General features: G+C 71.7%; 27 protein-coding genes. 17 read left to right on the top strand and 10 right to left on the bottom strand.

Annotated elements, in window-relative coordinates; translation table 11 throughout:
• Nucleotides 1-115: 115 nt before the first annotated feature.
• From ACFVYA_RS11635 to ACFVYA_RS11620, 4 genes are read left to right on the top strand one after another with little or no spacing between them, the layout of a single operon-like run.
• Nucleotides 116-1,396: an extracellular solute-binding protein gene (locus ACFVYA_RS11635; protein ID WP_387044609.1), complete on the top strand. Its 1,281-nt coding sequence runs from the start codon at nt 116-118 to the stop codon at nt 1,394-1,396.
• A complete protein-coding gene (locus tag ACFVYA_RS11630) occupies nt 1,396-2,322 on the top strand; it encodes a carbohydrate ABC transporter permease (protein WP_387044608.1) in 927 nt (308 codons plus the stop codon). The genes ACFVYA_RS11635 and ACFVYA_RS11630 overlap by 1 nt, the downstream gene beginning before the upstream one ends.
• A gap of 9 nt (nt 2,323-2,331) precedes the next feature.
• Entirely contained in the window at nt 2,332-3,219 is an 888-nt protein-coding gene (locus ACFVYA_RS11625; protein WP_285989719.1) for a carbohydrate ABC transporter permease, read from the top strand.
• Between the two features lie 17 nt (nt 3,220-3,236).
• Nucleotides 3,237-4,595, top strand: coding sequence for a GH1 family beta-glucosidase (locus tag ACFVYA_RS11620; protein ID WP_387044607.1), 1,359 nt, complete (start codon nt 3,237-3,239; stop codon nt 4,593-4,595).
• 77 nt (nt 4,596-4,672) lie between these two features.
• Here the strand turns inward: ACFVYA_RS11620 and ACFVYA_RS11615 are convergent, their stop codons facing one another.
• Nucleotides 4,673-6,469 carry an AMP-dependent synthetase/ligase gene (locus tag ACFVYA_RS11615; protein WP_387044606.1) on the bottom strand — a complete coding sequence of 599 codons (1,797 nt, stop codon included), beginning with the start codon at nt 6,467-6,469 and terminating at the stop codon, nt 4,673-4,675.
• Between the two features lie 129 nt (nt 6,470-6,598).
• Between ACFVYA_RS11615 and ACFVYA_RS11610 the strand changes: the two genes are divergently transcribed.
• The 7 genes from ACFVYA_RS11610 (at nt 6,599) to ACFVYA_RS11580 (ending at nt 12,137) form a co-directional block, all read left to right on the top strand.
• The gene (locus ACFVYA_RS11610) at nt 6,599-7,009 is read left to right on the top strand and encodes a polyketide cyclase / dehydrase and lipid transport (RefSeq protein ID WP_285989722.1); all 411 of its coding nucleotides are present in this window, start codon (nt 6,599-6,601) and stop codon (nt 7,007-7,009) included.
• An 11-nt stretch (nt 7,010-7,020) separates the two neighbouring features.
• A complete protein-coding gene (locus ACFVYA_RS11605; protein ID WP_387044605.1) occupies nt 7,021-7,815 on the top strand; it encodes a metallophosphoesterase in 795 nt (264 codons plus the stop codon).
• Between the two features lie 27 nt (nt 7,816-7,842).
• Nucleotides 7,843-8,277, top strand: coding sequence for an SRPBCC family protein (locus ACFVYA_RS11600; RefSeq protein ID WP_285989724.1), 435 nt, complete (start codon nt 7,843-7,845; stop codon nt 8,275-8,277).
• A gap of 1 nt (nt 8,278) precedes the next feature.
• Complete coding sequence (locus tag ACFVYA_RS11595) at nt 8,279-9,412, top strand: ArsA family ATPase (protein ID WP_387044604.1); 1,134 nt, start codon at nt 8,279-8,281, stop codon at nt 9,410-9,412.
• Nucleotides 9,409-9,873, top strand: a complete 465-nt coding sequence (locus ACFVYA_RS11590) for a hypothetical protein (RefSeq protein WP_387044603.1) — start codon at nt 9,409-9,411, stop codon at nt 9,871-9,873. Before ACFVYA_RS11595 ends, ACFVYA_RS11590 begins: the two co-directional genes overlap by 4 nt.
• A 15-nt stretch (nt 9,874-9,888) precedes the next feature.
• Nucleotides 9,889-10,827, top strand: coding sequence for an ROK family protein (locus tag ACFVYA_RS11585; protein WP_285993738.1), 939 nt, complete (start codon nt 9,889-9,891; stop codon nt 10,825-10,827).
• A gap of 467 nt (nt 10,828-11,294) precedes the next feature.
• The gene (locus tag ACFVYA_RS11580) at nt 11,295-12,137 is read left to right on the top strand and encodes an NUDIX domain-containing protein (protein WP_387044602.1); all 843 of its coding nucleotides are present in this window, start codon (nt 11,295-11,297) and stop codon (nt 12,135-12,137) included.
• Here ACFVYA_RS11580 and ACFVYA_RS11575 read toward each other — a convergent pair.
• Genes ACFVYA_RS11575 through ACFVYA_RS11565 form a run of 3 tightly spaced genes read right to left on the bottom strand, consistent with a single transcriptional unit; the run spans nt 12,134 to nt 14,553 of the window.
• A complete protein-coding gene (locus ACFVYA_RS11575; RefSeq protein ID WP_387044601.1) occupies nt 12,134-13,273 on the bottom strand; it encodes a glutamate--cysteine ligase in 1,140 nt (379 codons plus the stop codon). The two genes, ACFVYA_RS11580 and ACFVYA_RS11575, sit on opposite strands and share 4 nt — an antisense overlap.
• Nucleotides 13,274-13,282: 9 nt before the next feature.
• Nucleotides 13,283-13,789 (bottom strand): hypothetical protein, encoded by a 507-nt coding sequence (locus ACFVYA_RS11570; protein ID WP_387044600.1) that lies wholly within the window; start codon nt 13,787-13,789, stop codon nt 13,283-13,285.
• Nucleotides 13,786-14,553, bottom strand: a complete 768-nt coding sequence (locus tag ACFVYA_RS11565) for a carboxylesterase (RefSeq protein ID WP_285989731.1) — start codon at nt 14,551-14,553, stop codon at nt 13,786-13,788. The genes ACFVYA_RS11570 and ACFVYA_RS11565 overlap by 4 nt, the downstream gene beginning before the upstream one ends.
• 213 nt (nt 14,554-14,766) lie before the next feature.
• On the opposite strand from ACFVYA_RS11565, the gene ACFVYA_RS11560 reads away from it, so the two are divergent.
• Nucleotides 14,767-15,528, top strand: a complete 762-nt coding sequence (locus ACFVYA_RS11560) for a lysophospholipid acyltransferase family protein (RefSeq protein WP_387044599.1) — start codon at nt 14,767-14,769, stop codon at nt 15,526-15,528.
• 20 nt (nt 15,529-15,548) lie between these two features.
• Nucleotides 15,549-16,037 carry a polyadenylate-specific 3'-exoribonuclease AS gene (locus ACFVYA_RS11555; RefSeq protein ID WP_013224331.1) on the top strand — a complete coding sequence of 163 codons (489 nt, stop codon included), beginning with the start codon at nt 15,549-15,551 and terminating at the stop codon, nt 16,035-16,037.
• A 139-nt stretch (nt 16,038-16,176) separates the two neighbouring features.
• Here ACFVYA_RS11555 and ACFVYA_RS11550 read toward each other — a convergent pair whose 3' ends face one another.
• The gene (locus ACFVYA_RS11550; RefSeq protein WP_387044598.1) at nt 16,177-17,259 is read right to left on the bottom strand and encodes a 3-deoxy-7-phosphoheptulonate synthase; all 1,083 of its coding nucleotides are present in this window, start codon (nt 17,257-17,259) and stop codon (nt 16,177-16,179) included.
• A gap of 283 nt (nt 17,260-17,542) precedes the next feature.
• Between ACFVYA_RS11550 and ACFVYA_RS11545 the strand changes: the two genes are divergently transcribed.
• A complete protein-coding gene (locus tag ACFVYA_RS11545) occupies nt 17,543-18,568 on the top strand; it encodes a 6-phosphofructokinase (protein WP_086845267.1) in 1,026 nt (341 codons plus the stop codon).
• Nucleotides 18,569-18,618: 50 nt separating this feature from the next.
• Here ACFVYA_RS11545 and ACFVYA_RS11540 read toward each other — a convergent pair whose 3' ends face one another.
• From ACFVYA_RS11540 to ACFVYA_RS11525, 4 genes are all read right to left on the bottom strand, one after another.
• Nucleotides 18,619-19,491, bottom strand: a complete 873-nt coding sequence (locus ACFVYA_RS11540) for a CU044_5270 family protein (RefSeq protein WP_387044597.1) — start codon at nt 19,489-19,491, stop codon at nt 18,619-18,621.
• Nucleotides 19,484-20,068: an RNA polymerase sigma factor gene (locus tag ACFVYA_RS11535; protein WP_387044596.1), complete on the bottom strand. Its 585-nt coding sequence runs from the start codon at nt 20,066-20,068 to the stop codon at nt 19,484-19,486. The genes ACFVYA_RS11540 and ACFVYA_RS11535 overlap by 8 nt, the downstream gene beginning before the upstream one ends.
• Nucleotides 20,069-20,133: 65 nt before the next feature.
• The gene (locus ACFVYA_RS11530) at nt 20,134-21,570 is read right to left on the bottom strand and encodes an aromatic amino acid ammonia-lyase (protein WP_387044595.1); all 1,437 of its coding nucleotides are present in this window, start codon (nt 21,568-21,570) and stop codon (nt 20,134-20,136) included.
• A 34-nt stretch (nt 21,571-21,604) separates the two neighbouring features.
• Nucleotides 21,605-22,087: a group II truncated hemoglobin gene (locus tag ACFVYA_RS11525; RefSeq protein ID WP_387044594.1), complete on the bottom strand. Its 483-nt coding sequence runs from the start codon at nt 22,085-22,087 to the stop codon at nt 21,605-21,607.
• A 68-nt stretch (nt 22,088-22,155) separates the two neighbouring features.
• Here ACFVYA_RS11525 and ACFVYA_RS11520 point away from each other — a divergent pair, with 68 nt between their 5' ends.
• Nucleotides 22,156-22,497: a winged helix-turn-helix transcriptional regulator gene (locus ACFVYA_RS11520; RefSeq protein WP_387044593.1), complete on the top strand. Its 342-nt coding sequence runs from the start codon at nt 22,156-22,158 to the stop codon at nt 22,495-22,497.
• Nucleotides 22,498-22,513: 16 nt separating this feature from the next.
• Here ACFVYA_RS11520 and ACFVYA_RS11515 read toward each other — a convergent pair whose 3' ends face one another.
• A complete protein-coding gene (locus ACFVYA_RS11515) occupies nt 22,514-22,822 on the bottom strand; it encodes an ArsR/SmtB family transcription factor (RefSeq protein WP_387044628.1) in 309 nt (102 codons plus the stop codon).
• Nucleotides 22,823-22,979: 157 nt separating this feature from the next.
• Here ACFVYA_RS11515 and ACFVYA_RS11510 point away from each other — a divergent pair, with 157 nt between their 5' ends.
• Together ACFVYA_RS11510 and ACFVYA_RS11505 are read left to right on the top strand one after the other, a co-directional pair.
• Nucleotides 22,980-24,194 (top strand): glycoside hydrolase family 18 protein, encoded by a 1,215-nt coding sequence (locus ACFVYA_RS11510; protein WP_387044592.1) that lies wholly within the window; start codon nt 22,980-22,982, stop codon nt 24,192-24,194.
• Nucleotides 24,195-24,248: 54 nt separating this feature from the next.
• Nucleotides 24,249-24,914 (top strand): DUF2461 domain-containing protein, encoded by a 666-nt coding sequence (locus ACFVYA_RS11505; protein WP_387044591.1) that lies wholly within the window; start codon nt 24,249-24,251, stop codon nt 24,912-24,914.
• Nucleotides 24,915-24,947: the final 33 nt, after the last annotated feature.

Genomic DNA, 24,947 nt, shown 5'->3' with positions numbered 1-24,947 from the left:
TCGGACTGCGTAAATGCCGAGGTACGTTATTATTTCGTTACTTGACGGCGCCATGCTGGGAGCGCTCTCATGGGACCCGCGTTTTCCGACCGGCCCGCAGAACAACGGAGATCTCATGCGCCCGAAAACGACAAACCGCCGGATCCGCTTGCTCGCGGGGGTGGGTGCCACCCTGGTCGCGCTCACCGCGCTGAGCGCCTGCGGGGACAGCGGTGCCGCCGGCGGCAAGGTCAAGCTGAGCCTCGGCCTGTTCGGCAACTTCGGCTACACCGACCTGATCAAGGAGTACCAGGCGGCGCACCCGGACATCGAGATCACCGAGCGGACCGCCGCCTACTCAGACCACCACAAGAACCTCGCCGCGCACCTGGCCACCGGTGCCGGCGCCGCGGACGTCGAGGCCATCGACACCGGGTACGTCGCCCAGTTCAAGGCGACGCCGGACAAGTTCGTCGACCTCAACACCGTCGGCGGCGACAAGCTCAAGGACCGCTGGCTGGGCTGGAAGTGGGCCGCGTCGCTGGCCAAGGGCGGGCAGCAGATCGGCTACGGCACCGACGTCGGCGGCCTGGCCATCTGCTACCGCCGTGACATGTTCAAGACCGCCGGGCTGCCGGAGGACCGGGACGCCGTCTCCGCGCTCTGGCCGACCTGGCAGGCGTTCTTCGAGACGGGCAAGCGCTTCCAGGCCCAGGCGCCCAACGGCGTCAAGTTCATGGACGGCGGACCGACCGTGCTCAACGCGATCGTCGGGCAGGCGCCGCAGGGCTACTACGACCAGAGCGACAAGATCATCGTCGACAGCAACCCGGCGCTGCGCCAGGGCTGGGACCTCGTCGCCGACGCGGTCAAGGCGAACCTGAGCGCGGGCCTGCTCTACAGCACGCCGCAGTGGAACACCGGCTTCACGCAGGGCCAGTTCGCGACCGTCACTTGCCCGGCGTGGATGATGACCAAGATCAAGGACCAGGCCCCGGACACCGCGGGCAAGTGGGACGTCGCGGCCGTGCCGGGTGGCGGCGGCAACTGGGGCGGCTCGTACCTGACCGTGCCGAAGCAGGGCAAGCACACCAAGGAAGCCGCCGAGCTGGCCGCCTGGCTGACCGCGCCCGAGCAGCAGGCGAAGGTCTTCACCAGCAAGGGCCTGCTGCCGTCGGCGCCGTCGCTCTACGACGACCCGAAGATCACCGGCTACACGAACCCGTTCTTCTCGGGCGCGCCCGTCGGCAAGGTGTTCACCGACGCGGCGAAGAAGCTGAACCCGCAGTACCAGGGCCCGAAGGCCGGCGACGTGCAGACCGAGTTCGGCAACGCGATGCAGCGCGTCGAGCAGGGCAAGCAGGACGGCGCGGCGGCGTGGCAGCAGCTGGTCGGTGACGTCGCGAAGATCAAGTGATGGCGCGACCGCTGACCTTCGCCGAACGGCGGCAGAAGTGGGACGTCAAGCTGTCGCCGTTCGGCTTCATCAGCCCGTACTTCCTGATCTTCGGCGTCTTCGGGCTCTTCCCGCTGCTGTACACGGCGTTCGTGTCGCTGCAGAAGCGGAACCTGATCGACGCCGAGGGCGCGCAGTTCATCGGGCTCGGCAACTACGAGCAGCTGCTGTTCCACGACCCGTACTTCTGGAACGCGATGGGGAACACGGTCAGCCTGTGGCTGCTGACCACGATCCCGCAGATCCTGTTCGCGCTCGGCATCGCGCACCTGCTCAACCGGCGGCTGCGCGGGCGGACGATGTTCCGGATGGGGATGATCCTGCCCAACATCACCTCGGTGGCGGCGGTGACGATCATCTTCGCGCAGCTGTTCGGCCGGGACTTCGGGCTGATCAACTGGGTGCTGAGCTGGTTCGGCGCCGGGCAGGTCGACTGGCAGGCCGGCACGGCCAGCTCGCACACCGCCATCGCGTCGATGGTGGTGTGGCGCTGGACCGGCTACCACGCCCTGATCTTCCTGGCGTCGATGCAGGCGATCCCGTCGAGCTTGTACGAGGCCGCCACCCTCGACGGCGCCAAGGGGTGGCAGCAGTTCTGGCGGATCACGGTGCCGCTGCTGCGGCCGCAGATCATCTTCTCCACGGTGATCGCGACCACCGGGAACATGCGGCTGCTCGCCGAGCCGCTGCTGTTCAACCCCGGCGCCGCGGCCGCCACCGGCGGGTCGGACCGGCAGTTCCAGACCGCCGCGCTCTACCTCTACGAACAGGGCTTCACCAAGTACGACTTCGGCTACAGCTCGGCGATCGCGCTGATCCTGGCCGTGGCCACGATGCTCGTCGCGGGCCTGTCGTACCTGGTGACCCGGCGCATCCAAACGGACTGAGGAGCGGACATGACCACCGTGCTGACCCCGGCCGCCCCCGCGCCGCCGGCCGCCTCGCCCGGGCGGGCCCGGCGGATCGCCCGGCGGGTCGCGAGCCCGTGGACCTACGCCGCGCTGATCGCGATCCTGGCCGGCTCGGCGTTCCCGGTGTACTGGTCGTTCGTCGTCTCCTCGCAGACGACGGAGGCGGTCGGGAGCGTGCCGCCCGTCCTGGTGCCGGGCGGGCACCTGTTCGAGAACATCGCCCGCGTCTTCGACCAGACGGACTTCGCGCTGGCGCTGGGCAACTCGGTGATCGTCGCGGGCACGATCACCGTCTCGGTGGTGCTGTTCTCGACGCTGGCCGGGTTCGCCTTCGCCAAGATGCGGTTCCGCGGGCGGACCGCGCTGCTGCTCGTCGTGGTCGCCACCCAGGCGATCCCGACCGAGCTGGGCGTGGTGCCGCTGTACATGATGATGGCCGACTTCGGGTGGGCCGGGCAGCTGCAGGCGGTGATCGTGCCCGGCCTGGTCACCGCGTTCGGCGTGTTCTTCATGCGCCAGTACTTCGAGCGGGCGCTGCCGCTGGAGCTGCTGGAAGCGGGGCGGATGGACGGCTGCGGTTCGCTGCGGCTGTTCTGGCACGTGGCCCTGCCCGCCGCCCGCCCGGCCGCGGCGGTGCTCGGCCTGTTCACCTTCATGCAGGCCTGGAACGACTTCTTCTGGCCGCTGGTGGTGCTGGTGCCGGAGAACCCGACCGTCCAAACCGCACTGTCCACACTGGCCAGCGGCTACACCACCGACTACACGCTCGTGCTCACCGCCGCCACCATCGGCACCGTCCCCGTCCTGATCGTGTTCCTGCTGTTCGGCCGCCAGATCGTCGGCGGCATCATGCAGGGCGCGCTCAAGGGCTGACCCACCCGGAGCTCACCGTGACTTCCAGCTTCCCGCCTGCCTTCCGCTGGGGCGTGGCCACCTCGGCGTTCCAGATCGAGGGCGCCACCCGCGCCGACGGGCGCGGACCGTCCATCTGGGACACGTTCGCGGCGGTTCCCGGCGCGGTGGCCGGCGGCCACACCGGCGAGCCGGCGGCCGACCACTACCACCGCTGGCGCGCCGACCTCGGCCTGCTCGCCGACCTGGGCGTCGACTCCTACCGGTTTTCGGTGTCCTGGCCGCGGATCCAGCCGGACGGGCACCGCCTGGAGCGCCGGGGCCTCGGCTTCTACCGGCAGCTCGTGGAAGGGCTGCGGGAGCGGGGGATCGAGCCGTTCCTGACGCTCTACCACTGGGACCTGCCCCAGGCCCTGGAGGACGCGGGCGGCTGGCGGTCCCGCGACACGGCGTTCCGGTTCGCCGAGTACGCGGCCCTGGTGCACGAGGAGCTCGGCGACGTCGTCGACCACTGGACGACGCTGAACGAGCCGTACCCGTGCGCGGTCGCGGGTTACGGCGAAGGCCGCCACGCGCCGGGGGCCCGGGAGGGGCACGGCGCGCTGGCGGCCGCCCACCACCTGCTGCTGGGCCACGGCCTGGCGGTGCGGGCGATGTGTGAGCGGGCCGCCCTGCCGCACCAGTTCGGCATCGTCCTCAACCAGTCGCCCGCGGTCCCGGTGTCGTCCTCGGCCGCCGACGCCGCGGCGGCCGCGCGGCAGGACACCCTGCTGCGCCGCCAGTTCACCGACCCGCTGTTCGGCGGCCGCTACGCACCGGGCCTGTCGGCGATGTTCGACGGCGTCTCGGACTTCTCGTTCCGCCGCGACGAGGACCTCGAGACGATCGGCGCCCCGCTGGACTACCTGGGCGTGAACTACTACTACCGCCTGCACGTCGCGGACGCCCCGCACCGCGAACCGGACCCGGCGTTGCGGACGGTGGCCGACGTCGGCGTGGACACTTCGCGGCTGCCGGACGTCCCGCGGACGGGCATGGGCTGGCCGGTCGAGCCGGAGGGCCTCACGGAAGCCCTGGTCGGCCTGCACAACCGGTACCCGGGCCTGCCCCCGGTGTACGTCACGGAGAACGGGTGCGTGTACGCGGACCGGAGCGATTTCGCGGACTACGAGCGCATCAATTTCCTGAACGACCACATCGAGGCGGCCCGCACCGCCGCGGCGGCCGGGGTCGACCTGCGCGGGTACTTCTGCTGGTCGCTGCTGGACAACTTCGAGTGGGCCCACGGGTACAAGCACCGCTTCGGCCTGGTCCACGTGGACTACGAGACGCAGCTGCGCACCCCGAGGTCGAGTTACCGCTGGTACCGCGACTTCATCGAGGCCCAGCGGGGGTAGGTCCGGCAGCGTCAGGATGACAAGTGCCCGAGGTGGCCTTGGTCGCGGTCAACGCACCGAAGGCCACCCCGGGGCGCTTACTTCCGGTACAGGCCTTCGATGTCGTCGGCGTAGTTCTTCGTCACCACGTTCCGCTTCAGCTTCAAGCTCGGCGTGATCTCCCCGCCCGCCTCGGTGAAGTCGTTCGCCAGCACGGTGAACTTCTTGATCGCCTCGGCCTTGGACACCGACTTGTTCGCCTCGTCGACCGCGGCCTGGATCTCCGCGAGCAGGTCCGCGTCGGACGAAAGGTCCGCGACCGTGGCGTTGGCGGGCTTGCCGTGCTGGGACTTCCAGGACGGGAAGTACTCCTCGTCCACCGTCACCAGCGCGGCGATGAACGGGCGCTGGTCGCCGACCACCATGGCCTGGCTGATCAGCGGGGACGCCTTGATCGTGTCCTCGAGGCCGGACGGGGCGACGTTCTTGCCGCCCGCCGTCACGATGATCTCCTTCTTGCGGCCGGTGATCTTCAGGAAGCCGTCCGTGTCGAGTTCGCCCAGGTCGCCCGTGTGGAACCAGCCGTCCGTGAGGGCCTCGGAAGTCGCCTGCGGGTTGTTGTAGTACGCCCGGAACACGACGTCGCCCTTGAGCAGCACCTCGCCGTCGTCGGCGATGCGGACCGAGGTGCCGTTGACCGGCTTGCCGACGGTGCCCACGCGGAACGCCGTCTGCGTGTTGACGTTCGCCGCCGCGGACGTCTCGGTGAGGCCGTAGCCCTCGAACACCGGGACGCCGATGCCGCGGAAGAAGTGCGCCAGCCGCGCGCCGAGCGGGGCGCCGCCCGAGACCGCCGCGACGCAGCGGCCGCCGAGGGCCGCGCGCAGCTTGCCGTAGACGAGCTTGTCGAACACCAGGTGCTTGGCCTTCAGGCCGAGCCCGGCGCCGCCCTTGTCCTGCGCCTCGCTGTAGGCGACCGCGGTGGCTTCGGCGGCGTCGAAGATCTTGCCCTTGCCTTCGCTGTGGGCCTTCTGCTTCGCCGAGTTGTAGACCTTCTCGAACACGCGAGGCACGGCGACGACGAACGTCGGCCGGAACGTGCCCAGGTCGGCGACCAGGTTCTTGACGTCCGGGGTGTGCCCGAGGGTGACGCGGGCGGTCAGCGCGGTCACGGCGATCGCGCGGGCCAGCACGTGCGCCAGCGGCAGGAAGCACAGCAGCGAGTTGCCCTGCTCCATCAGCTGCGGGAACGCCTCGATGTCGGCGCGGATCTCGGCCAGGAGGTTCCGGTGGGTCAGCTCGACGCCCTTGGGGCGGCCCGTGGTGCCCGAGGTGTAGACGATGGTGGCCAGCTCGTCCGCGGACACCTCGCGGCGCCGGTCGTGCAGCTCGTCGTCCGACAGCGAAGCGCCCAGCGCGGACAGCTCTTCGACGGCGGGGGAGTCGCCCTCGATCTGCCACGTGCTGGCCAGGTCGGTGAGCCGGTCGCGGATCTCCTCGACGGCCGCGGCGTGGCCGTTCGTCTCGACGAACACGCCCTTGGCGGCCGAGTCGGACAGGATCCAGTGGACCTGTTCGGGGGAGGACGTGTCGTAGATCGGGACGGTGACCGCACCGGCCGCCCAGATCGCGAAGTCGATCAGCGTCCACTCGTAGCGGGTCTTCGACATGATCGCGACGCGGTCGCCGCGGCCGATCCCGGCTTTGGCCATGCCCTTGGCCACGGCCAGCACCTCGGCCGCGAACTCCTTGGCGGTCACGTCCAGCCAGCTGCCCTCGACCTGGCGGCGGAAGCTCACCACGTCGGAGAACCGCTCGGCATTCGCCCAGACGACGTCGGACATGTTTTCGTCGTCGGCCACCGGCTTGCCGGCGGGAGCGCTGTATTCGCGCACGTGGGACCTCCGTGTTCAAACGCGTGCGGCAGGTGACACCGCTGTTACCCGCCAGTCAACTTAGCGTGGTGAGCACCTTAAGACCATGCTGATCGGCGCCGCGAGGCGAGGGCGTGACATTCTTCGCACGTGAACGCGCCACCCTCACTCGACATCGTCGACGAGACGTTCCTCGCCGTTCCGCCCGCCACCGTGGCCGCGGTCTTCGCCGAGCCGGCCTCCTGGCGGCGTTACTGGCCCGACCTGGTCCTCGAGGTCTACACCGACCGGGGGGACAAGGGTCTGCGCTGGACCGTGACGGGTGCCCTCGTCGGTACGATGGAGGTCTGGCTCGAGCCGGTGCTCGACGGCACCCTGCTGCACTACTTCCTGCGGGCGACCCCCGCCGACGCGGCCGGGACGCCCCGGGCGCTGGCGCCACGCGACCTGCGGCGGGAGTTCGACCGGCGGGCCCGTGCGGCGAAGGCGATCGCACTCGGGCTCAAGGAGATCCTGGAGGACGGGCGCGAGCCAGGCGTTCCTCCGCGGGGCGAGGGCTAAGGGGTTCAGGGGTGCGGGTACACGTCGTCTCGGACGTGCACGGCAACGCCGACGCGCTGAAGCGCGCGGGGGACGGGGCCGACGCCCTGGTCGTGCTCGGTGACCTGATCGACTTCGTCGACTACCGCGACCACGACAAGGGCATCATGGGTGCCCTGTTCGGCGCGGAGAAGGTCGGCGAGTTCGCCCGCCTGCGCCGCGAGGGCACCCGTGACGAAACCGTTGCCTTTTCGCGCACGCTCTGGGCGAGCCTCGACGACCCGGGCGGCGCGGTCGACGAGGCCATCCGCGCCCAGTACGCGACGTTGTTCGCGGCGATGACCGCGCCCACCTACGCCACGCCCGGCAACGTGGACACCCCGGCGCTGTGGCCGGAGTTCACCGGCGAGGGCGTCCGGGTGCTCGACGGCGAGGTGGCGGAGATCGGCGGCCTGCGGTTCGGGTTCGTCGGCGGCGCGCTGCTGCCCGACGGCGTCGTCCCGCGGCCCCGCACGGGCGCCGTCTGGCGTCCCTACCTGCGGGATCGCGAGGACTACGACCGGAGCGTGGCCGCTCTCGAGCAGGTCGACGTGCTCTGCACGCACGGCCCGCCCGCGCTGCCGGAGCTGACCTACGACGTCGTCGCCCGCCGCAGCGAGATCGGGTCGACGGCGCTGCTGGAGCTGATCCGGGCCCAGCGGCCGCGCTGGTCGGTGTTCGGGCACGTGCACCAGCCCCTGGCGGCGCGCGCCCGGGTCGGCCTGACCGAGTGCCGTAACGTGGGTCACTTCAAGGAGACCGGGCAGCCCTACGTGCTGCGCTGGTGACCAACCGCGGCGGCTACGCTTCGACCCATGGCCGAGCAGTCCACACAGTCCATCGAGGTCGACGCCGAGCCCAGCCGGGTGATGGCCGTGATCGCCGACTTCCCCGCGTACCCGGAATGGGCCAAGGCCGTCCGGCAGACCGAGGTCCTCGACACCGACGGCGAGGGCCGGGCCAAGCAGGTCAAGCTGACCTTGGACGCGGGTCCGATCAAGGACGTCTACACCCTCGAGTACGACTGGGACGAAGACGGCCTCGGCGTCAGCTGGCACCTGGTCAAGGGCCAGATGCAGAAGGCGCAGAACGGCCGCTACGCGCTGGCCGACCTCGGCGGCCGCACGCGGGTCACCTACACGCTGTCGGTCGAGCTGGCGCTGCCGATGATCGGCCTGCTGCGCCGCAAGGCCGAGAAGATGGTCATGGACACCGCGCTGAAGGAGCTCAAGAAGCGGGCCGAGGGCTAGCGTGCGGATCCTGCTGTGCACCGGCAAGGGGGGTGTCGGGAAGACCACGCTGGCCGCGGCCACCGGCGCCGCCCTTGCCGCCCGCGGCAGGAAGACCCTCGTCGTGTCCACCGACCCGGCGCACTCGCTCGGGGACGCCTTCGCCCGTCCTCTCGGCGCCGAACCGTCCGAAGTGGACGCTCTGCTTTCCGCCGTGCAGGTGGATTCGCGCTCCCTGGTGGACTCCAGCTGGCAGCGGCTGCGCGGTGAGCTGCGGGCGGTGCTGGCCGGTGCGGGCCTGGACGCCCTCGACGCCGAAGAGCTCACCGTGCTGCCCGGCGTCGACGAGCTGCTCGCCCTCACCGAGGTCCGCCGGCTGGCCGAGGACGGGCCGTGGGAGACCGTCGTCGTCGACTGCGGGCCGACGGCCGAGACACTGCGGCTGCTCGCCCTGCCCGAGGCCGTCTCCGGCTACCTGACCCGCGTGTTCGGGCCGCGCGGCGGCGTCACGGACTCGGTGCGCCGCCTCGGCGCCCACCTCGACGGCCTGCGCGCGCTGCTCACCGACCCGTCGGTGACGACGGTCCGGCTGGTCCTGACGCCGGAGCGGGTGGTCGTCGCCGAGGCGCGGCGCACGCTCAGCTCCCTGGCCCTGCGCGGCATCGCCGTCGACGGGCTGATCGCCAACCGGCTGATGCCCGCGCCCGGCATCTGGCGCGGCGCCGCCGCGTCCTGGCTGCGCACGCGGCGGACGCAGCAGGATGCCGTGCTCGCCGAACTCGCCGCGGCCGGGATCGCGCCGGTCGCCCGGGTCGAGCACCGCGCCGTCGAGCCGGTCGGGCTGCCGGCGCTGCTGGAGATCGCCGCCGAGCTCTACCGCGGCGAAGACCCCCTCGCGGGCAACGGTGTCCCCGTCACCCCGCTGCTGCGCGTGCGGCCGGCCACCGGCGGGTACACCCTGCGCGTCGCGGTCCCGCTCGCGCGGGACGCCGAGGTCGACCTCGCCCGCGTCGACGACGACCTGGCGATCACCGTGGACGGCTTCCGCAGGCTCATCGCCTTGCCGGAGCCGCTGCGGCCGTGCCGGATCACCGGCGCGGAATCCGACGCCGACGGCCTGGTCGTGCACCTGGCCGGGAACCGGGGACGCGGGTGAGCGAAGAGGAACACGGGCCGCGCCTGGCGGAGGAGATCCGCCTGCTCGCCGAGATGGTCGCGGAGAAGGCGGCGCCGTGGCTCGAAGGCGTGCTCGCGGCCGGGCACGACACCTTCTTTTCGGGGGTTCCGGGTGGCGGAGCCCCCGGCTCGGGGCGAAGCCCCGGTGGTTACGGGACCCCTGACGAGGCGAAACCGGACGGTTCGGCGTGCGGCTGGTGCCCGCTCTGTGCGATCGTCGCGGTGGTGCGGGGGGAACGGCCCGAGCTGGTCGCGCGGCTGGCCGAGCAGCTCGCGCAGCTGATCGCCCTGCTGCGTGCGGTGCTCGCGGACCGGTGGGAGCCGCAGGAGGGCGTGCACATGCCCGGGTTCCGGCCCGCGCCGCGGCCCGCGGCGGACGCCACGGTGTCGGTCAGGGTGCAGCACATCGCCGTCCGCCGGCGCGACGAGTGGGAGAGCTGAGTGCGGACGATAGGGGTGGACGTCGGCGGGACGAGCATCCGGGCCGGCGTGGTGGACGAACGCGGCTCCCTGCTCGACACGGCCCGCGTCGCGACGCCGACCGAGGAAGGCGCCCTCGAGGACGCCATCGCCGGTGTGGTCGAGGACCTGCGCAACCGGCACGACGTGGCCGGGGTCGGCCTGGCGGTGGCGGGCTTCGTGGCGCGCGACCGCCGGTCGGTGATGTTCGCCCCGCACCTGGCCTGGCGCGGCGCGCCGGTCGCCGACCGGATCGAAAAGCGCGTCGGCCTGCCGGTGCTGCTGGAGCACGACGTCAATTCGGCGATCGTGGGCGAGCACCGCTTCGGCGCGGCCCGCGGCGCCCAGGTGGCCGCCCTGGTGGCCCTGGGCACGGGCATCGGCGCGGGGCTGCTGCTGGACGGCAAGCTCTACCGCGGCGCGTACGGCGTCGCGCCGGAGCTGGGCCACTTGACGGTGGTCCGCGGTGGCCGCCCCTGCCCGTGCGGCAAGTACGGCTGCTGGGAGCGTTACTGCAGCGGAACGGCCCTGGCGGCCACGGCGGTGGAGCTGCTGGCGCGGCACCCGGGCCGGTCGACGGTGCTGGCCCCCCAGGTCGCGGGCGACCCGGGCTCGGTGACGGGCCGCCGGGTGGCGGGCGCGGCGCGCGACGGCGACCCGATCGCCCAGCTGGCGATGGCGGAGCTGGCCAAGTGGCTGGGCGAGGGACTGGCGCTGGTGGCGGACGTGTTCGACCCGGAGATCATCGTGATCGGGGGCGGGGTGTCGGAGTCGGCGCCGCTGTTCCTGGACGAGGCCCGCGAGCACTACGCGGGCACGATCACCGGCGCCCGCCACCGCCCGCTGGCCCGCATCAGGACGGCCCACCTCGGCGACGACACGGCGATCGTCGGCGCGGCGGCCCTGGCCCTGGAAGCGGCGAAGACCCCGGTCTGACTGCCGCCGGCGTTCCGCGCAGTTGGGGATGGTGCCCCGGTGCGGCGGTCCGCTCGGGCGGAACTGTCGGTGCCTCCCGGTAGCGTGGAAAACGGGGGCTGCTCAGAACGGCCGCCCACGTTCGGCGATCATCACCTGGTTCCGTGGCCGACCCATCCGGCGGCCGGCCCGTCGGCGGCCGCTCCAGGCAGTAGTCGACCCATCGGCGGTCTTCCCCGCCACCCCGAAGCCCGATTGTGACTACGGCCGGCGACACCGCGTCAAGGCGGGAAAGCGTGCCTTGACCCGGCGCCGCCGGCCGTGTTTTGGCTTCGGATCGGGGTTGCGGGGGTGTGGGCCCCATCCACGTTCCGGTCCGTCTGCTGCCGTGGCCTTTCCCGCGAGCTGGACTCACCCCCCTTCGCCGGCGGCCAGCCCCGACTTCCGTGGAGAGGCGACCCGCCACCGACCTGTGCCACGCTGGACCGGTGAGTCACCTGTCCGCGAGCGTCTTCGTCCGCTGCTCTTGCGGGCACCTGCACTGGGGCCGCTACGGGGCCGCGGGCCTGCTGCTCGTCGACCGCGCCCGCGGTGTCCTCCTGCAGCGCCGCGCCTGGTGGGTGCACCACGGCCGCACCTGGGCGCTGCCCGGCGGAGCCATCGAAGCCGGCGAAACCGCCGTCGGAGCGGCCGCGCGGGAAGCCTTCGAAGAGGTCTCCGTCCCCGCCGACGCCTTCCGCGCGGTCTCCGCCTCCGTCGTCGACCACGGCGACTGGAGCTACACCACCGTCCTCGCCCTCGCCGACGGCGCCGAGGCGCGCGTCGCCAACACCGAAAGTGCGGAGGTGCGCTGGGTGGATCCCGACGACGTCCCCGGTTACCCCCTCCACCGCGACTTCGCCGCCGCGTGGCCGGACCTGCGCGACCGCGTCGGCCGCGAACTCGTCCTGGTCGTCGACGCGGCCAACGTCGTCGGCTCGCGCCCGGACGGCTGGTGGCGCGACCGGCACGGCGCCGCCGAGCGTCTCCGCGACCAGCTGGCCAAGCTCGCCGAAGCCGGCGTGCCGGACCCGGACGACCCGGCCGTGACGTGGTGGCCGCGGATCGTCCTGGTCGTCGAAGGCCAGGCCAAGCACGTCACCGGCACCGAAGGCGTCGAGGTGGTCGCCGCCGACACCGACGGCGACTCGAAGATCGTCGAGGTCGTCGGGCAGCAGAAGGCCAAGGTCCTGGTCGCGACGGCCGACCGGGAGCTGAAACGGCGCGTCGAGGCGCTCGGCGCGTCGATCGTCGGCCCCGGCACGCTGCGCCGTCAGCTCGACGAGCTCTAGTCCTTCGCGATCCCGTCGCGCATCTCGGCCACCAGCGACGCCGTCACGGCCTTGAGGCTGCCCTTGTGCTGCTCGGCCACGGCACGCTGACGCCGGTAGCTCGGCCCGTACCGCAGGATCGTCTCGACGTCGCGCAGCTCGGCCACGCAGTCCAGCCGCCGCGCCACCGGCTCCAGCCGGTTCAGCAGGTCGGCCACGTCGTCGGTGACCAGCCGCTCGCGGCCGGCCGCGTCCAGGATGACGATCGCGTCGGTGCCGTAGCGGGCCGCGCGCCACTTGTTCTCCTGGACGTGCCACGGCGGCAGTGTCGGCAGGATTTCGCCGTCTTCCAGGCGCTCGACGAAGTCGTCCACCAGGCACTGCGTCAGCGCCGCGATCGCGCCGACCTCCTCCAGCGTCGGCAGGCCGTCGCAGACGCGCATCTCGATCGTGCCGAGCTTCGGCGACGGCCGGATGTCCCAGCGGATCTCCGAGAAGCTGTCGATCACGCCGGTGGTGAACATGTCTTCGACGTAGTTCTCCAGCTCCGCCCACTTCCGGAACTGGAACGGCAGCCCGGCCGTCGGCAGCTGCTGGAACATCAGCGCCCGGTTCGACGCGTACCCGGTGTCCTCGGCGCCCCAGTACGGCGAAGACGCCGACAGCGCCTGCAGGTGCGGCGCGTAGTTGAGCAGCGCGTCGAGGACCGGCAGCACCTTCTCGCGGTGGTCGACCCCGACGTGGATGTGGACGCCGTAGATCAGCATCTGCCGTCCCCACCACTGGGTCCGGTCGATCAGCTTGGCGTAGCGCTCCTTGTCGGTGACCTTCTGCTGGTACCAGTTCGAGAACGGGTGCGTCCCCGCCGAGAACATCTCGACGCCGAGCGGGTCGGCGACGCCGTGCACGACGTCGAGCGAGTCGTTCAGGTCGGCCTTGACCTCGGCGATCGTGTCGCAGACGCCGGTGATGATCTCGATCGTGTTGAGCAGCAGCTCCTGCTTGATCTTCGGGTGCTCGGCCTGCCCGTCGGGCCGGACGGCCTCGAGGATCTGCTCGGCCACCGAGGACAGCTCGCCGCTGCGGCGGTCCACCAGGCCGAGCTCCCATTCCGCGCCGACGGTCGATCGCCGCGAAGGACTGAACTCGATGTGCATCGCCGTCCGTCAGACCTGGGCGCCCGTGCTGGGGTCCGCGCCGGGCGGCGGACCCTGGCGCACGCGGAGCAGCAGCAGCGCGATCGCCGTCGCGAGCGCGAGGATGCCCAGCGGCGTCGCCACCGTCGGGCCGACGCCGATCGCGCCGGGCAGGATCAGCAGGAACAGCCCGGCCAGGAACAGCAGCAGGATGAGGAACGCGCCCAGCTTCGGCCGGGGCAGCGGTGGCGGCTCGGGCGGGACGTAGTGCTCGTCGTCCTCCGCCGGGTCTTCGGAGAACATCGTGGTGTCCCACGACGTGCCCCCGGACCGCCAGCCGGGCTCGGGCGGGGCCTCCACGGCCGGCGGGTCGGCGGGCCGTTCGGGCGTCTTGCGCGACTCGGATTCCGCGCTCGCGGTGTCTCCGGTGTCCGCGGTCTCCTCTTCCGGGAGCCCGAACCCGGCGGCCCGCAGGTCGGCGACGATCTCGGCGAACGTCGCGTCGACGTCCTCCGGCCCGTCCTTCCCCCGGCTCATGCGGTCTCCTCGGGCTGGGCCGCGTGCGCCTTCGCGAACTCGACGCTGCGGGTGAAGATCACTTCGGCGTCGTTGTCCTGCGTCGCCACGTGGTAGCTGTTCTCCAGCACGACCTCGGTGACGTCGGTGCTCGAGACGCCGTCGAGCACCAGCTGCGAGTTCACCGGCTCGACGACGTGGTCGACCGACGAGTGCAGCAGCAGCACCGGCTGCGTGACCTTGGCCAGGTCGGCGCGCACGACCGCCCACAGCTTCGCGAGGCTCGCCGCCGCGCGCACCGGCGTGCGCGGGTAGGCCAGCTCCGTCTCGCCGGGCTTCTTGATGTCGTTCGCGATCGCCGGCACCGACGGCACGATCCGGCCCAGCACCGGCAGCAGCCGCGTGTCCCACTTCAGCCGCGTCACCGACGGGTTGACCAGGACGATCCCGGCGATCCGGTCGCCGAACTCCTCGGCCAGGCGCAGCGTGAGCGTGCCGCCCATCGAGAGGCCGCCGACGAACACGGTCTTGCAGGTGGCCAGCAGCGCGAGCAGGGCCTCGCGGACGGCGCCGTACCAGTCTTCCCACGTCGTGCGGTTGAGGTCCGGCCAGCGGGTGCCGTGGCCCGGCAGCAGCGGGCAGCGCACCGTGAACCCGGCCCCGGCCAGGTGGTCACCCCAGGCCCGCATGCTCGCCGGGGTACCGGTGAACCCGTGGCAGAGCAGGAACCCGGTATCGGCCGAACCGGTGTGGCCGAACGGTTCCGCGCCGGCGAGCACGCCCATGCGATCGCCTTCCGTGTGAGCGGGGCAGTCCCTCCATGCTCTCACGCCCGGCGGACCTTGTGGGGGTCCGCCCGGGCCCCGAATTCGCTGTGAGATCGATCGCTGCCGAAGTGGTAACCGGGTGGTCTGCGTTGTGCGGCGGCCACCCGGGTTCGTAGGCTGTTCGTCTCGGGTGCACAGGGGCTGCGGCTGCGATGGAGGACTGAGACACCGGTGCTGTACTGGCTCATGAAGTGGGTGTTCCTCGGACCGCTGCTCAAGACGCTCTGGCCGACCAAGGTCGTCGGCGCGGAGAACATCCCCGAGACGGGCGGCGCGATCCTGGCCGGCAACCACCTGGCGGTCGCGGACTCGTTCTTCATGCCGCTGCGGGTCAAGCGCAAGGTGACCTTCCCCGCCAAGTCCGAGTACTTCACCGAGCCCGGGTTCAAGGGCAAGCTCAAGAAGTGGTTCTTCACCGGGGTCGGCCAGTTCCCGATCGACCGCTCCGGCGGCAACGCCGCCCAGGCCGCGCTCGACACGGCGATCCGCCTGGTCCGCGAGGGGCACCTGCTGGGCATCTACCCGGAGGGCACCCGCTCCCCGGACGGACGGCTGTACAAGGGCAAGACCGGCGTGGCGCGGATCGCCCTGGAGTCCGGCGGGGTCGTGGTCCCGGTGGCGATGGTCGGCACGGACAAGGTCAACCCGATCGGCTCGAAGATGTGGTGGCCCCGCCGCCTCGAGGTCCGCTTCGGCAAGCCCCTGGACTTCTCCCGCTACGAGGGTCTCGCGGGTGACCGCTTCATCGAGCGATCGATCACCGACGAGATCATGTACGCCTTGATGGAGCTTTCGGGCCAGGAGTACGTCGACATCTACGCGGCGAAGGCGAAGGAACTCCTCGCGGCGGAGGCGGCCGGGGTCAAGCCCGCGGTGCCCGCCCAGCCCGGCGCGCGCGACGCGGCACGGGTGCCCGATTCCAAGGTCGGCTGAGCCACCACTACTGTTCACCAGTGCGTTTTTTCTACGACACCGAGTTCATCGAAGACGGCGTGACCATCGATTTGGTGTCGATCGGAGTGGTGGACGAGCAGGGCCGCGAGTTCTACGCGGTCTCGACGGAGTTCGACCCTTCGAAGGCGGGGCCGTGGGTCCGGGACAACGTCCTGGACAAGCTGCCCTCACCGGCCGACCGAGCGTGGCGGAGCAGGGAGAAGATCCGCAACGACCTGCTGGAGTTCTTCGGCAAGCCGCCGGGCGGGATCGAGCTGTGGGCCTGGTTCGCCGCGTACGACCACGTGGCGCTGGCCCAGCTGTGGGGTCCGATGCCGGCGTTGCCGCGGCAGCTGCCGCGGTTCACGCGTGATCTGCGCCAGCGGTGGGAGGACGCCGGGAAGCCGAAGCTCCCGGCGGCGCCGACCGACCAGCACGACGCCCTGGCGGACGCCAAGCACAACCTGGCCCGGTGGGAAGTGATCGAGAACTACTTCCCGCGCCGCTGACCCCCGGCTCCGCGATGGCTGATTCCCGGCGTCCGCCGCCGGAATCAGCCATTCAAGGCGTCTCAGCCCGGCGCTCGGCCGGAATTGTCGGGGGTCCCCGGTAACGTGAAAACCGGGGGACCCCCGGGCCGGGGACCTCTCAGCGGCGCGCCCGCACCGCCGAGGCCAGCTCGTCCAGCAGCGGCGCGGTGTCGTCCCAGGCCAGGCACGCGTCCGTGATCGACTGCCCGTAGGTCAGCTCCGAGGCGTGCCCCAGCGAAAGCTCCTGCCGCCCACCCGCCAGGAAGCTCTCCATCATCAGCCCGGCGATCCCGCGCTCGCCCGCCGCCAGGCGCGCGGCCAGCTCACGCACCACCGCACCCTGCCGCACGTGGTCCTTGCCGCTGTTCCCGTGTGACGCGTCGATGATCACCCGCTCCGGCAACCCCGACTTCGCCAGCCGGGCCAGCGTCTCCTCGACGGTCCGGGCGTCGTAGTTCGGGCCGGTGTTGTGGCCGCGCAGGATCACGTGGCAGTCCGGGTTGCCGGACGTCGTCAGCAGTGCCGCCAGGCCGTCGGTTTTGATGCCGGGGAACACGTGGCTGGCCGCCGCCGCGCGGGTGGCGTCGATCGCCACCTGGACGTCGCCCTCGGTCGAGTTCTTGATGCCCACCGGCATCGACAGCGCGCTGCACAGCTGGCGGTGGACCTGGCTGGCCGCCGTGCGGGCGCCGATCGACCCCCACGTCACGATGTCCGCGATGAACTGCGGCGTGATCGGGTCGAGGAACTCGCACCCGACCGGCAGGCCGAGCGCCGACACGTCGAGCAGCAGCTTGCGCGCCATCCGCAGGCCCTTGTTGACGGCGAACGTACCGTCGAGGTCCGGGTCGTTGATCAGGCCCTTCCAGCCCAGCGTCGTGCGCGGCTTCTCGAAGTACACGCGCATCACGACGTGCAGCTCGCCGCGCAGCTCCTCGGCCTTCGCCGCCAGCCGGCGGGCGTAGTCGAGCGCGGCTTCGGGGTCGTGCACCGAGCACGGGCCGACCACGACGAGCAGCCGGTCGTCGCGGCCTTCGAGGATGTCGACCGTCTCGGCGCGGCCGTGGCGCACCACCTTCGCGACCGCGGCGTCGACCGGATGGTCTTCGCGCAGCATCGCGGGCGAAATGAGCGGACTGATCGACGTGGTGCGCGCGGCGTCGAGGTCACCGATGGTGGCCGGTCCGGCGGAGAGCGTCATGGCGGGGGTGTTCCTTCCTGGTGGACACCGACCCGCGGGGGACTCGCCGAGCCGGTTGCGAAATCCGGCTCGGGGTGGGAGTCAGCGCAGGTTCACGCCGCCGCGCCCACCCGGGGCCGGCTTCGTAAACCAGAAATAGCGCTGCATGCGCGTCAACGTAGCACAGCCGTCACCGGGACCGATCCGGCAGGTGGTACGGCCTGCACCGATCAAGACGAGAGCCGCTACGCTGGCGTCTGACGAAATGTGACTGTCATCTCCCGAGAACAGACGGAGGCTTCTCATGCGTGTCGGTGTGCTGACCGGCGGCGGCGACTGCCCGGGACTCAACGCGGTGATCCGCGCGGTGGTGCGCAAGGGCATCGAGGTGCACGGCTGGGACTTCGTGGGCTTCCGCAACGGCTGGAACGGCCCCCTCACCGGCGACAGCCGCCCGCTGGGCCTGAACGACGTCGAGGACATCCTCACCCGCGGCGGCACCATCCTGCGGTCCTCGCGCACGAACCCCTACAAGGTCGAGGGCGGCGTCGACAAGATCAAGCAGGTCCTCGCCGACCAGGGCGTCGACGCGCTGATCGCGATCGGCGGTGAGGACACCCTCGGCGTCGCGAAGCGGCTGACCGACGACGGCGTCGGCGTCGTGGGCGTGCCCAAGACGATCGACAACGACCTGGGCGCCACCGACTACACCTTCGGCTTCGACACCGCGGTCTCCATCGCGACCGAGGCGATCGACCGGCTGCACACCACGGCCGAGTCGCACCACCGCGCGCTCGTGGTCGAGGTCATGGGCCGGCACGCCGGCTGGATCGCGCTGCACTCCGGCCTCGCCGGCGGCGCGAGCGTCATCCTGGTGCCGGAGCGGCACTTCAACGTCGACCAGGTCGTCTCCTGGGTCGAGCGCCGCTTCGAGAAGGAGTTCGCGCCGATCATCGTCGTCGCCGAGGGCGCGCTGCCCGAGGGCGGCGAGGAGAAGCTGCTGACCGGCGAGAAGGACGCCTTCGGGCACGTCCGCCTCGGCGGCATCGGCACCTGGCTGGCCGACGAGATCGCGCACCGCACCGGCAAGGAGTCCCGCGCGGTCGTGCTGGGCCACGTCCAGCGCGGCGGCACCCCGACGGCCTACGACCGCGTCCTGGCCACCCGCTTCGGCCTCAACGCGGTCGACGCGGTCGCGGACGGCGACTTCGGCGTGATGGTCGCCCTGAAGGGCACGGACATCGTCCGCGTGAAGCTGTCCGAGGCGACGGCCGAGCTGAAGACGGTCCCGGTCGAGCGCTACCAGGAAGCCGAAGTCTTCTTCGGCTGAGTTCCCCGTCGATGGGCCGCCCCGGGGTTCCGGGGCGGCCCTTCGCGCGTTCAGGGCCGTTGCCGCACCGCGTCGACGATGCCCTGGTTCACGACCACACCGGTCCCGGCGCCGAGGTAGGCGAAGGTGACCGGGTCGAACAGGAACTCGTTCTGGTTGCCGATGCCGGGCTCGTTCATGCCGGTCCAGCTGATGCCGAGGACGGTCCGGCCGGTGGCGTCCTTCGCGTCGGTGCGGGCGACCAGTCCGGGCACCTTCGCCACCGCCTCGAAGAGCGCGGCCCTGACCGCCGGGCGCAGGTAGCCCTCGGCCAGCTCGATGATCTCGTTGCCGAGGTCGTGCAGGGTGTCGCCTTCGCCGTAGGTGCTCCTGTGCAGGTAGGCGAGCATGGTGTCGGCGTCGGTGGGCAGGCCGGCGGGGGCGGCGGGGTGCGGCACGCACCGGTTTGTCACCGTCCGCCCGTGGCTCTCCTTCTGCACGCGCTTCCCGTCGCGGCAGCCCGCCAGCGAAGCTTCGTGACCGTAGAGGAACACCAGCCCGTCGTGGGTGCCGTCCACCGACGCCCACGTCTCGTTCTCCCGGCCGTCCGCGAGCCGGGTCTTCGTGTAGACGAACTGCTCCGGCCGCGGGGTGACGTCCGGCAGGGCGCGGGCCTTGGCGGCCGCGGTGTACAGGATCGACACCGGGTCGGTCGCCGGCCGGGGCGCGGGGCCCGGCGGCACGGTGGTGCCGCCGGGCGAGAGCGCGACGACGGCCGCCACGGCCGCGGCGAGCCCGGCCGCGCCCCACACCAGGCCGAGGCGGCGAGCCGGCCGCCGTGCGGTCGTCGCCGCGATCAGTTCGGCCCGCTTCCGGGCCAGATCACCGCTCGCCGGGAGCCCGGCCGGTCCGGCGAAATCGCGAAGCAGCTGCATCTCATCCATGGTTCGAGACCTCCTCGGCGGGCGCGTGCCCGAGTTCCGTCCGGACCTTCCGGCGAGCCCGGTTCAAGCGCGACCGGACCGTGCCGACCGGGATCCCCAGCGCGCCCGCGACCTCCTCGTACGTCAGGCCCTCCCAGGCGATCAGCACGAGCACGTCCCGGTCCCCCCTGGCCAGTCCGGCCAGGGCTCCGGCCAGCCGTTCGTTCATGGCCTGGGCGGTCACCCGCTCGGCGACGCGGTCCGCGTGACCGTCCTGCTCGGCGGGCGGGCCGAGGGCGGCTCGCAGCCGGTACTCGCGCGCTTCTTCGCGTCGGCGCTGGCCGACGAGATTGGTGGCGATGCCGTAGAGCCACGGCCGCGCGCTCGGGAACGCGGGGTCGTAGCGGCCGCGGCCGCCGAACGCGATCAGGAACGTCTCGCCCATCAGGTCGTCGGCGACCTGGCTGCCGAGCCGCCGGGCGAAATAGCGATGGATGTGCGGGGCGTGGCGGTCGAAGACCACCGCGAACCGCTCCGGATGTCGGAGCGACGCGGTGATGACGTCCGCGTCGTCCCCGGTTTCACCTGGTGAACTCATGAACCGCCTGCCTGTCGTGACGCTGTCTGCCCCGTTGTTGGCGGAACGGGCGGTTCGAGTTCACGCTAGATGCGGGCCAGCTCCTCCAGGACGCCGACGGCGGCGGCGATGTCCTCGGTCAGCGGCCGGTCGTCGAGGCTCTCGTCCAGCACGGCCGACGCCGCGGCGAAGGCGTCCCGCACCGGCAGCGCCACCAGGTCCGCCTCCCGCATCCGCAGCGCCCGGACCGCCGCCACCAGCTCGCAGGCCAGCACCTGCTGGTAGGCCGAGCACGCCGCCGTCGCCGCGCGGGCCGCCTGGGTCGAGAAGCTCGCGTGGTCCTCGATGCCGCGGGACACCACCGCCGTGCCGAGCGTGGCCGGGAGCGCCGCCTGCCGCAGCTCCGTCAGCGCGTCGTGCGCCACGTACTCCAGGATCATCACGCCCGAGCTGCCCGGCGGCCCCGCCGCCAGGAACGGCCGCAGGCCGGTGAACTCCGGCTCGACCAGGTCGCCCAGCCGCGCCACCGACAGCTCCGCCACCTGGTGCACGGTCGCCCGGGCCTGGTCCAGCGCCGTCGACACGTAGGCCGTGTGGAAGTGCGCGTGGTGGTAGGCGTCGTTGTGGACCGTCGAGATCATCGGGTTCTCCGTGCTCGCGTTGATCTCGACGGCGAGGACGTCCCGCAGGTAGTGGATCGCGTCCAGCGCCGGGCCCTGGACCTGCGGGAACGCGCGCAGCCCGAACGGGTCCTGGATCCGCCGCCCCGGCTTCGGCGTCTGGTGCATGCCCAGCAGCCGCCGCATCTCGGCCGCGCAGGCGACCTGCCCCGCGTGCGGACGCGCTTCGTGCACCGGCGTCGCGTACGCCTCGGGGTTGCCGTCGAGCGCGACGTAGGTCAGTGCCGCGACAGCGTGGCTCGCGCGGGTCAGCGTGTCCAGCCGCATGGCCGCCAGGGTCGCTTCGGCGAGCGTCGCGGCGTTGCTGCTCATGAAGGCCAGCGCGTCGCCCGCCCGCACGGGTACCGGCGGCACGTGCCCGGTGACCCACGGCCGTTCGCCGGCGAGCGCCAGCGCCGTCTCGGCGAGCGGCGCCAGGTCGCCGGTGCCGATCGCGCCGAGCCGGTGCACCAGCGGCAGCGCGCCGGTGCGGACCGCCTCGGCCAGCGCGCCGATCAGCTCGGGGCTGATCCCGGACCGTCCGGACAGCAGCTGGTTGAGCCGGATCAGCAGCATCGCGCGCACCTGACCGGGCGGCAGCTCGTCGCCACTGCCGCCCGCGTGGCTGCGCAGCAGCCGCAGGCCGTGCTCGACCGAGCTTTCGACGGTGTCGTCCTTGTTGGCCCCGACGCCGGTGGTCCGGCCGTAGACCACCCGGCGCGTGCTCAGTTCTTCGGCCAGCTTCCACGCGTGCTCGGCCGCCCGCAGCGCGGCGATCGAGACGTCGATACCCAGCGGGCCCCCGGTGCGTGCCGCGGTCACCACGTCCGCGCACCGCAGGGTCCGGCCGTCCACCCGGATCAAGGGCAGCCTCCTTTCGGCTGCCCTCACTATGCGGCTAGGCCGACGGCGGCTGCCAGGGCGGTAGCGGCCAGTCCCACCGCGGGACGGGCTCGTGGAGGTTCGGCTCGGCACCGGGCGCGGAGAAGACGACGGCGAGGCGGCTGCCCCACTCGAGGTAGCCGGCGAAGGCCGCGCGGAACTCGGGATCGCCGGGCAGGCCGGCCTCGTCGGCGGCGTCGAGCAGCAGGTTCACCCACCGGCGCCGCTGCTCTTCGGTGATGCCGCGGCCCAGGTGGCGGCCCACCATGTGGGCGTGCCCGCCGTGGCTCGCCGAGTACCCGGCCGGCCCGCCGAAGACCTCGCCGAGCCAGACCGCGACGTGCTTCGGGTGCTCCGGGTCCATGCCGCGGAAGACCGGCTCGAGCAGCGGGTCTTCCAGGACGTGGCCGTAGAAGATCGTCAGCAGCTTCACGAGGGCTTCGTGGCCGCCTGCCCAGTCGTAGAGGGTGGGGGGCGGCGGGGTTTCTGGCACGATCACGGGATCAGGCAACCAGGGGCGGCCCGGCCGGGCAACCACGTACTTTCCGGTGCGTAGGGGAGAGCGGGATGAAGCGGTACCACTGCGCGACGGAGCTGGCCGTCGACCTGATCGGCGGCAAGTGGAAGCCGGTGATCCTGGCCCACCTCAAGGAGGGCGCCCACCGCTACGGCGAGCTGCGGCGCCGGATGCCGGGCGTGAGCGAGAAGATGCTGACCCAGCAGCTGCGCGAGCTGGCCGCGGACGGCCTCGTCCGCCGCGAGGAGTTCGACGGCCGGGTCCCGCACGTCGAGTACCACCTGACCGAGGTGGGGGAGGAGCTCCGCCCGGCGCTGACGGCACTGTACGAGTGGGGCGAGCGCCGCGCGGCCGAGCGGGGGATCACCTTCGAGCCGGCGCCGCAGCAGTGACCCGCCGGGGTGCCGGTCAGGCCGGATCCGTCTCGTCCAGCCGCCGCTCCAGCGCGTCCAGCCGGTCCGCCCAGAAGCGGCGGTAGGGCGCCAGCCAGGCGTCGACCTCGGCCAAGGGCTCCGGGCGCAGCGCGTAGCACCGCCGCTGCGCCGCGACCCGCACGGTCACCAGCCCGGCTTCGCGCAGCACCCGCAGGTGCTTGGACACCGCGGGCTGGCTCAGCTCCAGCTGCTCGACCAGCTCGCCGACCGAGCGCTCGCCGTCGCGCAGCAGGTCGAGGATGGTCCGGCGCCGGGGTTCGGCGAGGACGTCGAAAGTCTGCATCACCCCTGAAATGTGCTCCGCCGGGCATATTCCTGTCAAGGAATGTGGACCTTGCATGGTCTGAACCATTGACCTAGTGGTCTAGTCCACTTACGGTGAGTGTGGTCCCCACCACTCCGGCACCGTGGCCGTGAGGAATTCCCCGGAGGGAGAACGCATGTCCCGTTTGCGCAGGAAGAGCTTCTCGGCCCTGCTGGCCGTGGCCGCCGCCGCGGGCCTCGTCGCGGGCGGCGCGACCGCCCCGGTGGCCGCCGCCGCGACCGACGCCTCCGTCGGCAAGGTGGTCGGCTACTTCACCGAATGGGGGGTCTACGACCGCAACTACCACGTCAAGAACATCGAGACGTCGGGCTCGGCGAGCAAGCTGACCCACATCAACTACGCGTTCGGCAACGTGACGAACGGCGGCTGCGCGATCGGCGACGCCTACGCCGACCACCAGAAGACCTACGACGCCGCGGGCAGCGTCGACGGCGTCGCCGACACCTGGGACCAGCCCCTCGCGGGCAGCTTCAACCAGCTCAAGAAGCTCAAGGCCAAGCACCCCGGCCTGAAGGTCATCTGGTCCTTCGGCGGCTGGACCTGGTCGGGCGGCTTCGCCCAGGCGGCGAAGAACCCGGCCGCGTTCGCGAACTCCTGCTACAACCTCGTCAACGACCCGCGCTGGGCCGGCGTCTTCGACGGCATCGACATCGACTGGGAGTACCCCAACGCCTGCGGCCTGTCGTGCGACACCAGCGGCGCGGCGGCGTTCAAGAGCCTCCTCCAGGCGCTGCGGGCGAAGTTCGGCTCGAAGCTGGTCACCGCGGCGATCACCGCCGACGGCACGAACGGCGGCAAGATCGACGCGGCCGACTACGGCGGCGCCGCGCAGTACGTCAACTGGTACAACGTGATGACCTACGACTACTTCGGCGCCTGGGCCGCGCAGGGCCCGACGGCTCCGCACTCGCCGCTGACGTCGTACTCGGGCATCCCGACCGCCGGCTTCTACTCCGACGCGGCGATCCAGAAGCTCAAGAGCAAGGGCGTCCCGGCGGGCAAGCTGTTGCTGGGCATCGGGTTCTACGGCCGCGGCTGGACCGGCGTCACGCAGGGCACCCCGGGCGGCAGCGCGACCGGCCCGGCGCCGGGCAAGTACGAGCAGGGCATCGAGGACTACAAGGTGCTCAAGGCGTCCTGCCCGGCGACCGGCACCGTCGCGGGCACCGCGTACGCCAAGTGCGGCAGCAACTGGTGGAGCTACGACACGCCCTCGACGATCGCCGGCAAGATCTCCTACGCCAAGACCCAGGGTCTGGGCGGCGCGATGTTCTGGGAGCTCTCCGGCGACACCACGAACGGCGAGCTGATCACGGCCGTCGCCAAGTAGCGGCCGCGGGGGCACCGGCAGATCTTGTCGGTGCCCCCGTTTATCGTCGCGGGCGTGAAGTTCAGCGGATTCGGCGAGTACGCAGTCGACTTCTTCGACGGCCTCGTCGAGGACAACTCCAAGCCCTACTGGGACGACCACGTCGAGACCTACAAGTCCGACGTCCGCGCCCCGATGGAAGCGCTGCTGGCCGAGCTGGCGCCCGAGTTCTCCGACGGCTTCGGCGAGCCCAAGGTGTTCCGCCCCTACCGGGACGTCCGGTTCGCCAAGGACAAGACGCCGTACAAGACCCACTGCGGCGCGGTGATCGAGCAGGGCCGCGGCGGCGGCGCCTACTACGTCGAGGTGGGCCCGGACGGCCTGCGCGTCGGCGGCGGCTGCTTCCACCTCGCGTCCGACCAGCTCGCCCGGTTCCGCACGGCCGTCGACACCGAACTGCACGGCGAGGCGCTGCGGAAGATCCTCGCCAAGCTCGAACGCGCCGGCTGGGAGGTCAAGGGCGACCGGCTCAAGTCCAAGCCCCGCGGCTTCGACGCCGGCCACCCGCGCCTCGACCTGCTGCGCCACCGCTCGGTGTACGCCGTGCGCGGCTGGGAGCCCGACGACGTCCTGCACGAGCGGGGTGCCCTCGACCGCGTCCGGAAGGCCTGGCGGCAGCTGCGCGAGTTCAACGAGTGGGCCCGCGACCGGGTCGGCCCAAGTGAACAACCGCGTCGCTAGCGTGACCTGACCAGGCAGGTTTCTGAACACTTT

The sequence above is a fragment of the Amycolatopsis sp. NPDC058278 genome, from assembly GCF_042881395.1.
Lineage (GTDB): Bacteria > Actinomycetota > Actinomycetes > Mycobacteriales > Pseudonocardiaceae > Amycolatopsis.
Note: the sequence above shows the minus strand (reverse complement) of the source record. Positions and strands in the feature narration are given on the sequence as shown.

Coding starts and splice junctions, on each gene's coding strand:
- ACFVYA_RS11540 (WP_387044597.1), bottom strand. CDS start 19,491: ATGGATGAGATGCAGCTGCTTCGCGATTTCGCCGGACCGGCCGGGCTC.
- ACFVYA_RS11565 (WP_285989731.1), bottom strand. CDS start 14,553: ATGGGCGTGCTCGCCGGCGCGGAACCGTTCGGCCACACCGGTTCGGCC.
- ACFVYA_RS11550 (WP_387044598.1), bottom strand. CDS start 17,259: ATGACGCTCTCCGCCGGACCGGCCACCATCGGTGACCTCGACGCCGCG.
- ACFVYA_RS11630 (WP_387044608.1), top strand. CDS start 1,396: ATGGCGCGACCGCTGACCTTCGCCGAACGGCGGCAGAAGTGGGACGTC.
- ACFVYA_RS11625 (WP_285989719.1), top strand. CDS start 2,332: ATGACCACCGTGCTGACCCCGGCCGCCCCCGCGCCGCCGGCCGCCTCG.
- ACFVYA_RS11575 (WP_387044601.1), bottom strand. CDS start 13,273: ATGCACATCGAGTTCAGTCCTTCGCGGCGATCGACCGTCGGCGCGGAA.
- ACFVYA_RS11545 (WP_086845267.1), top strand. CDS start 17,543: ATGCGTGTCGGTGTGCTGACCGGCGGCGGCGACTGCCCGGGACTCAAC.
- ACFVYA_RS11515 (WP_387044628.1), bottom strand. CDS start 22,822: ATGCAGACTTTCGACGTCCTCGCCGAACCCCGGCGCCGGACCATCCTC.
- ACFVYA_RS11510 (WP_387044592.1), top strand. CDS start 22,980: ATGTCCCGTTTGCGCAGGAAGAGCTTCTCGGCCCTGCTGGCCGTGGCC.
- ACFVYA_RS11570 (WP_387044600.1), bottom strand. CDS start 13,789: ATGAGCCGGGGGAAGGACGGGCCGGAGGACGTCGACGCGACGTTCGCC.
- ACFVYA_RS11635 (WP_387044609.1), top strand. CDS start 116: ATGCGCCCGAAAACGACAAACCGCCGGATCCGCTTGCTCGCGGGGGTG.
- ACFVYA_RS11535 (WP_387044596.1), bottom strand. CDS start 20,068: ATGAGTTCACCAGGTGAAACCGGGGACGACGCGGACGTCATCACCGCG.
- ACFVYA_RS11600 (WP_285989724.1), top strand. CDS start 7,843: ATGGCCGAGCAGTCCACACAGTCCATCGAGGTCGACGCCGAGCCCAGC.
- ACFVYA_RS11520 (WP_387044593.1), top strand. CDS start 22,156: ATGAAGCGGTACCACTGCGCGACGGAGCTGGCCGTCGACCTGATCGGC.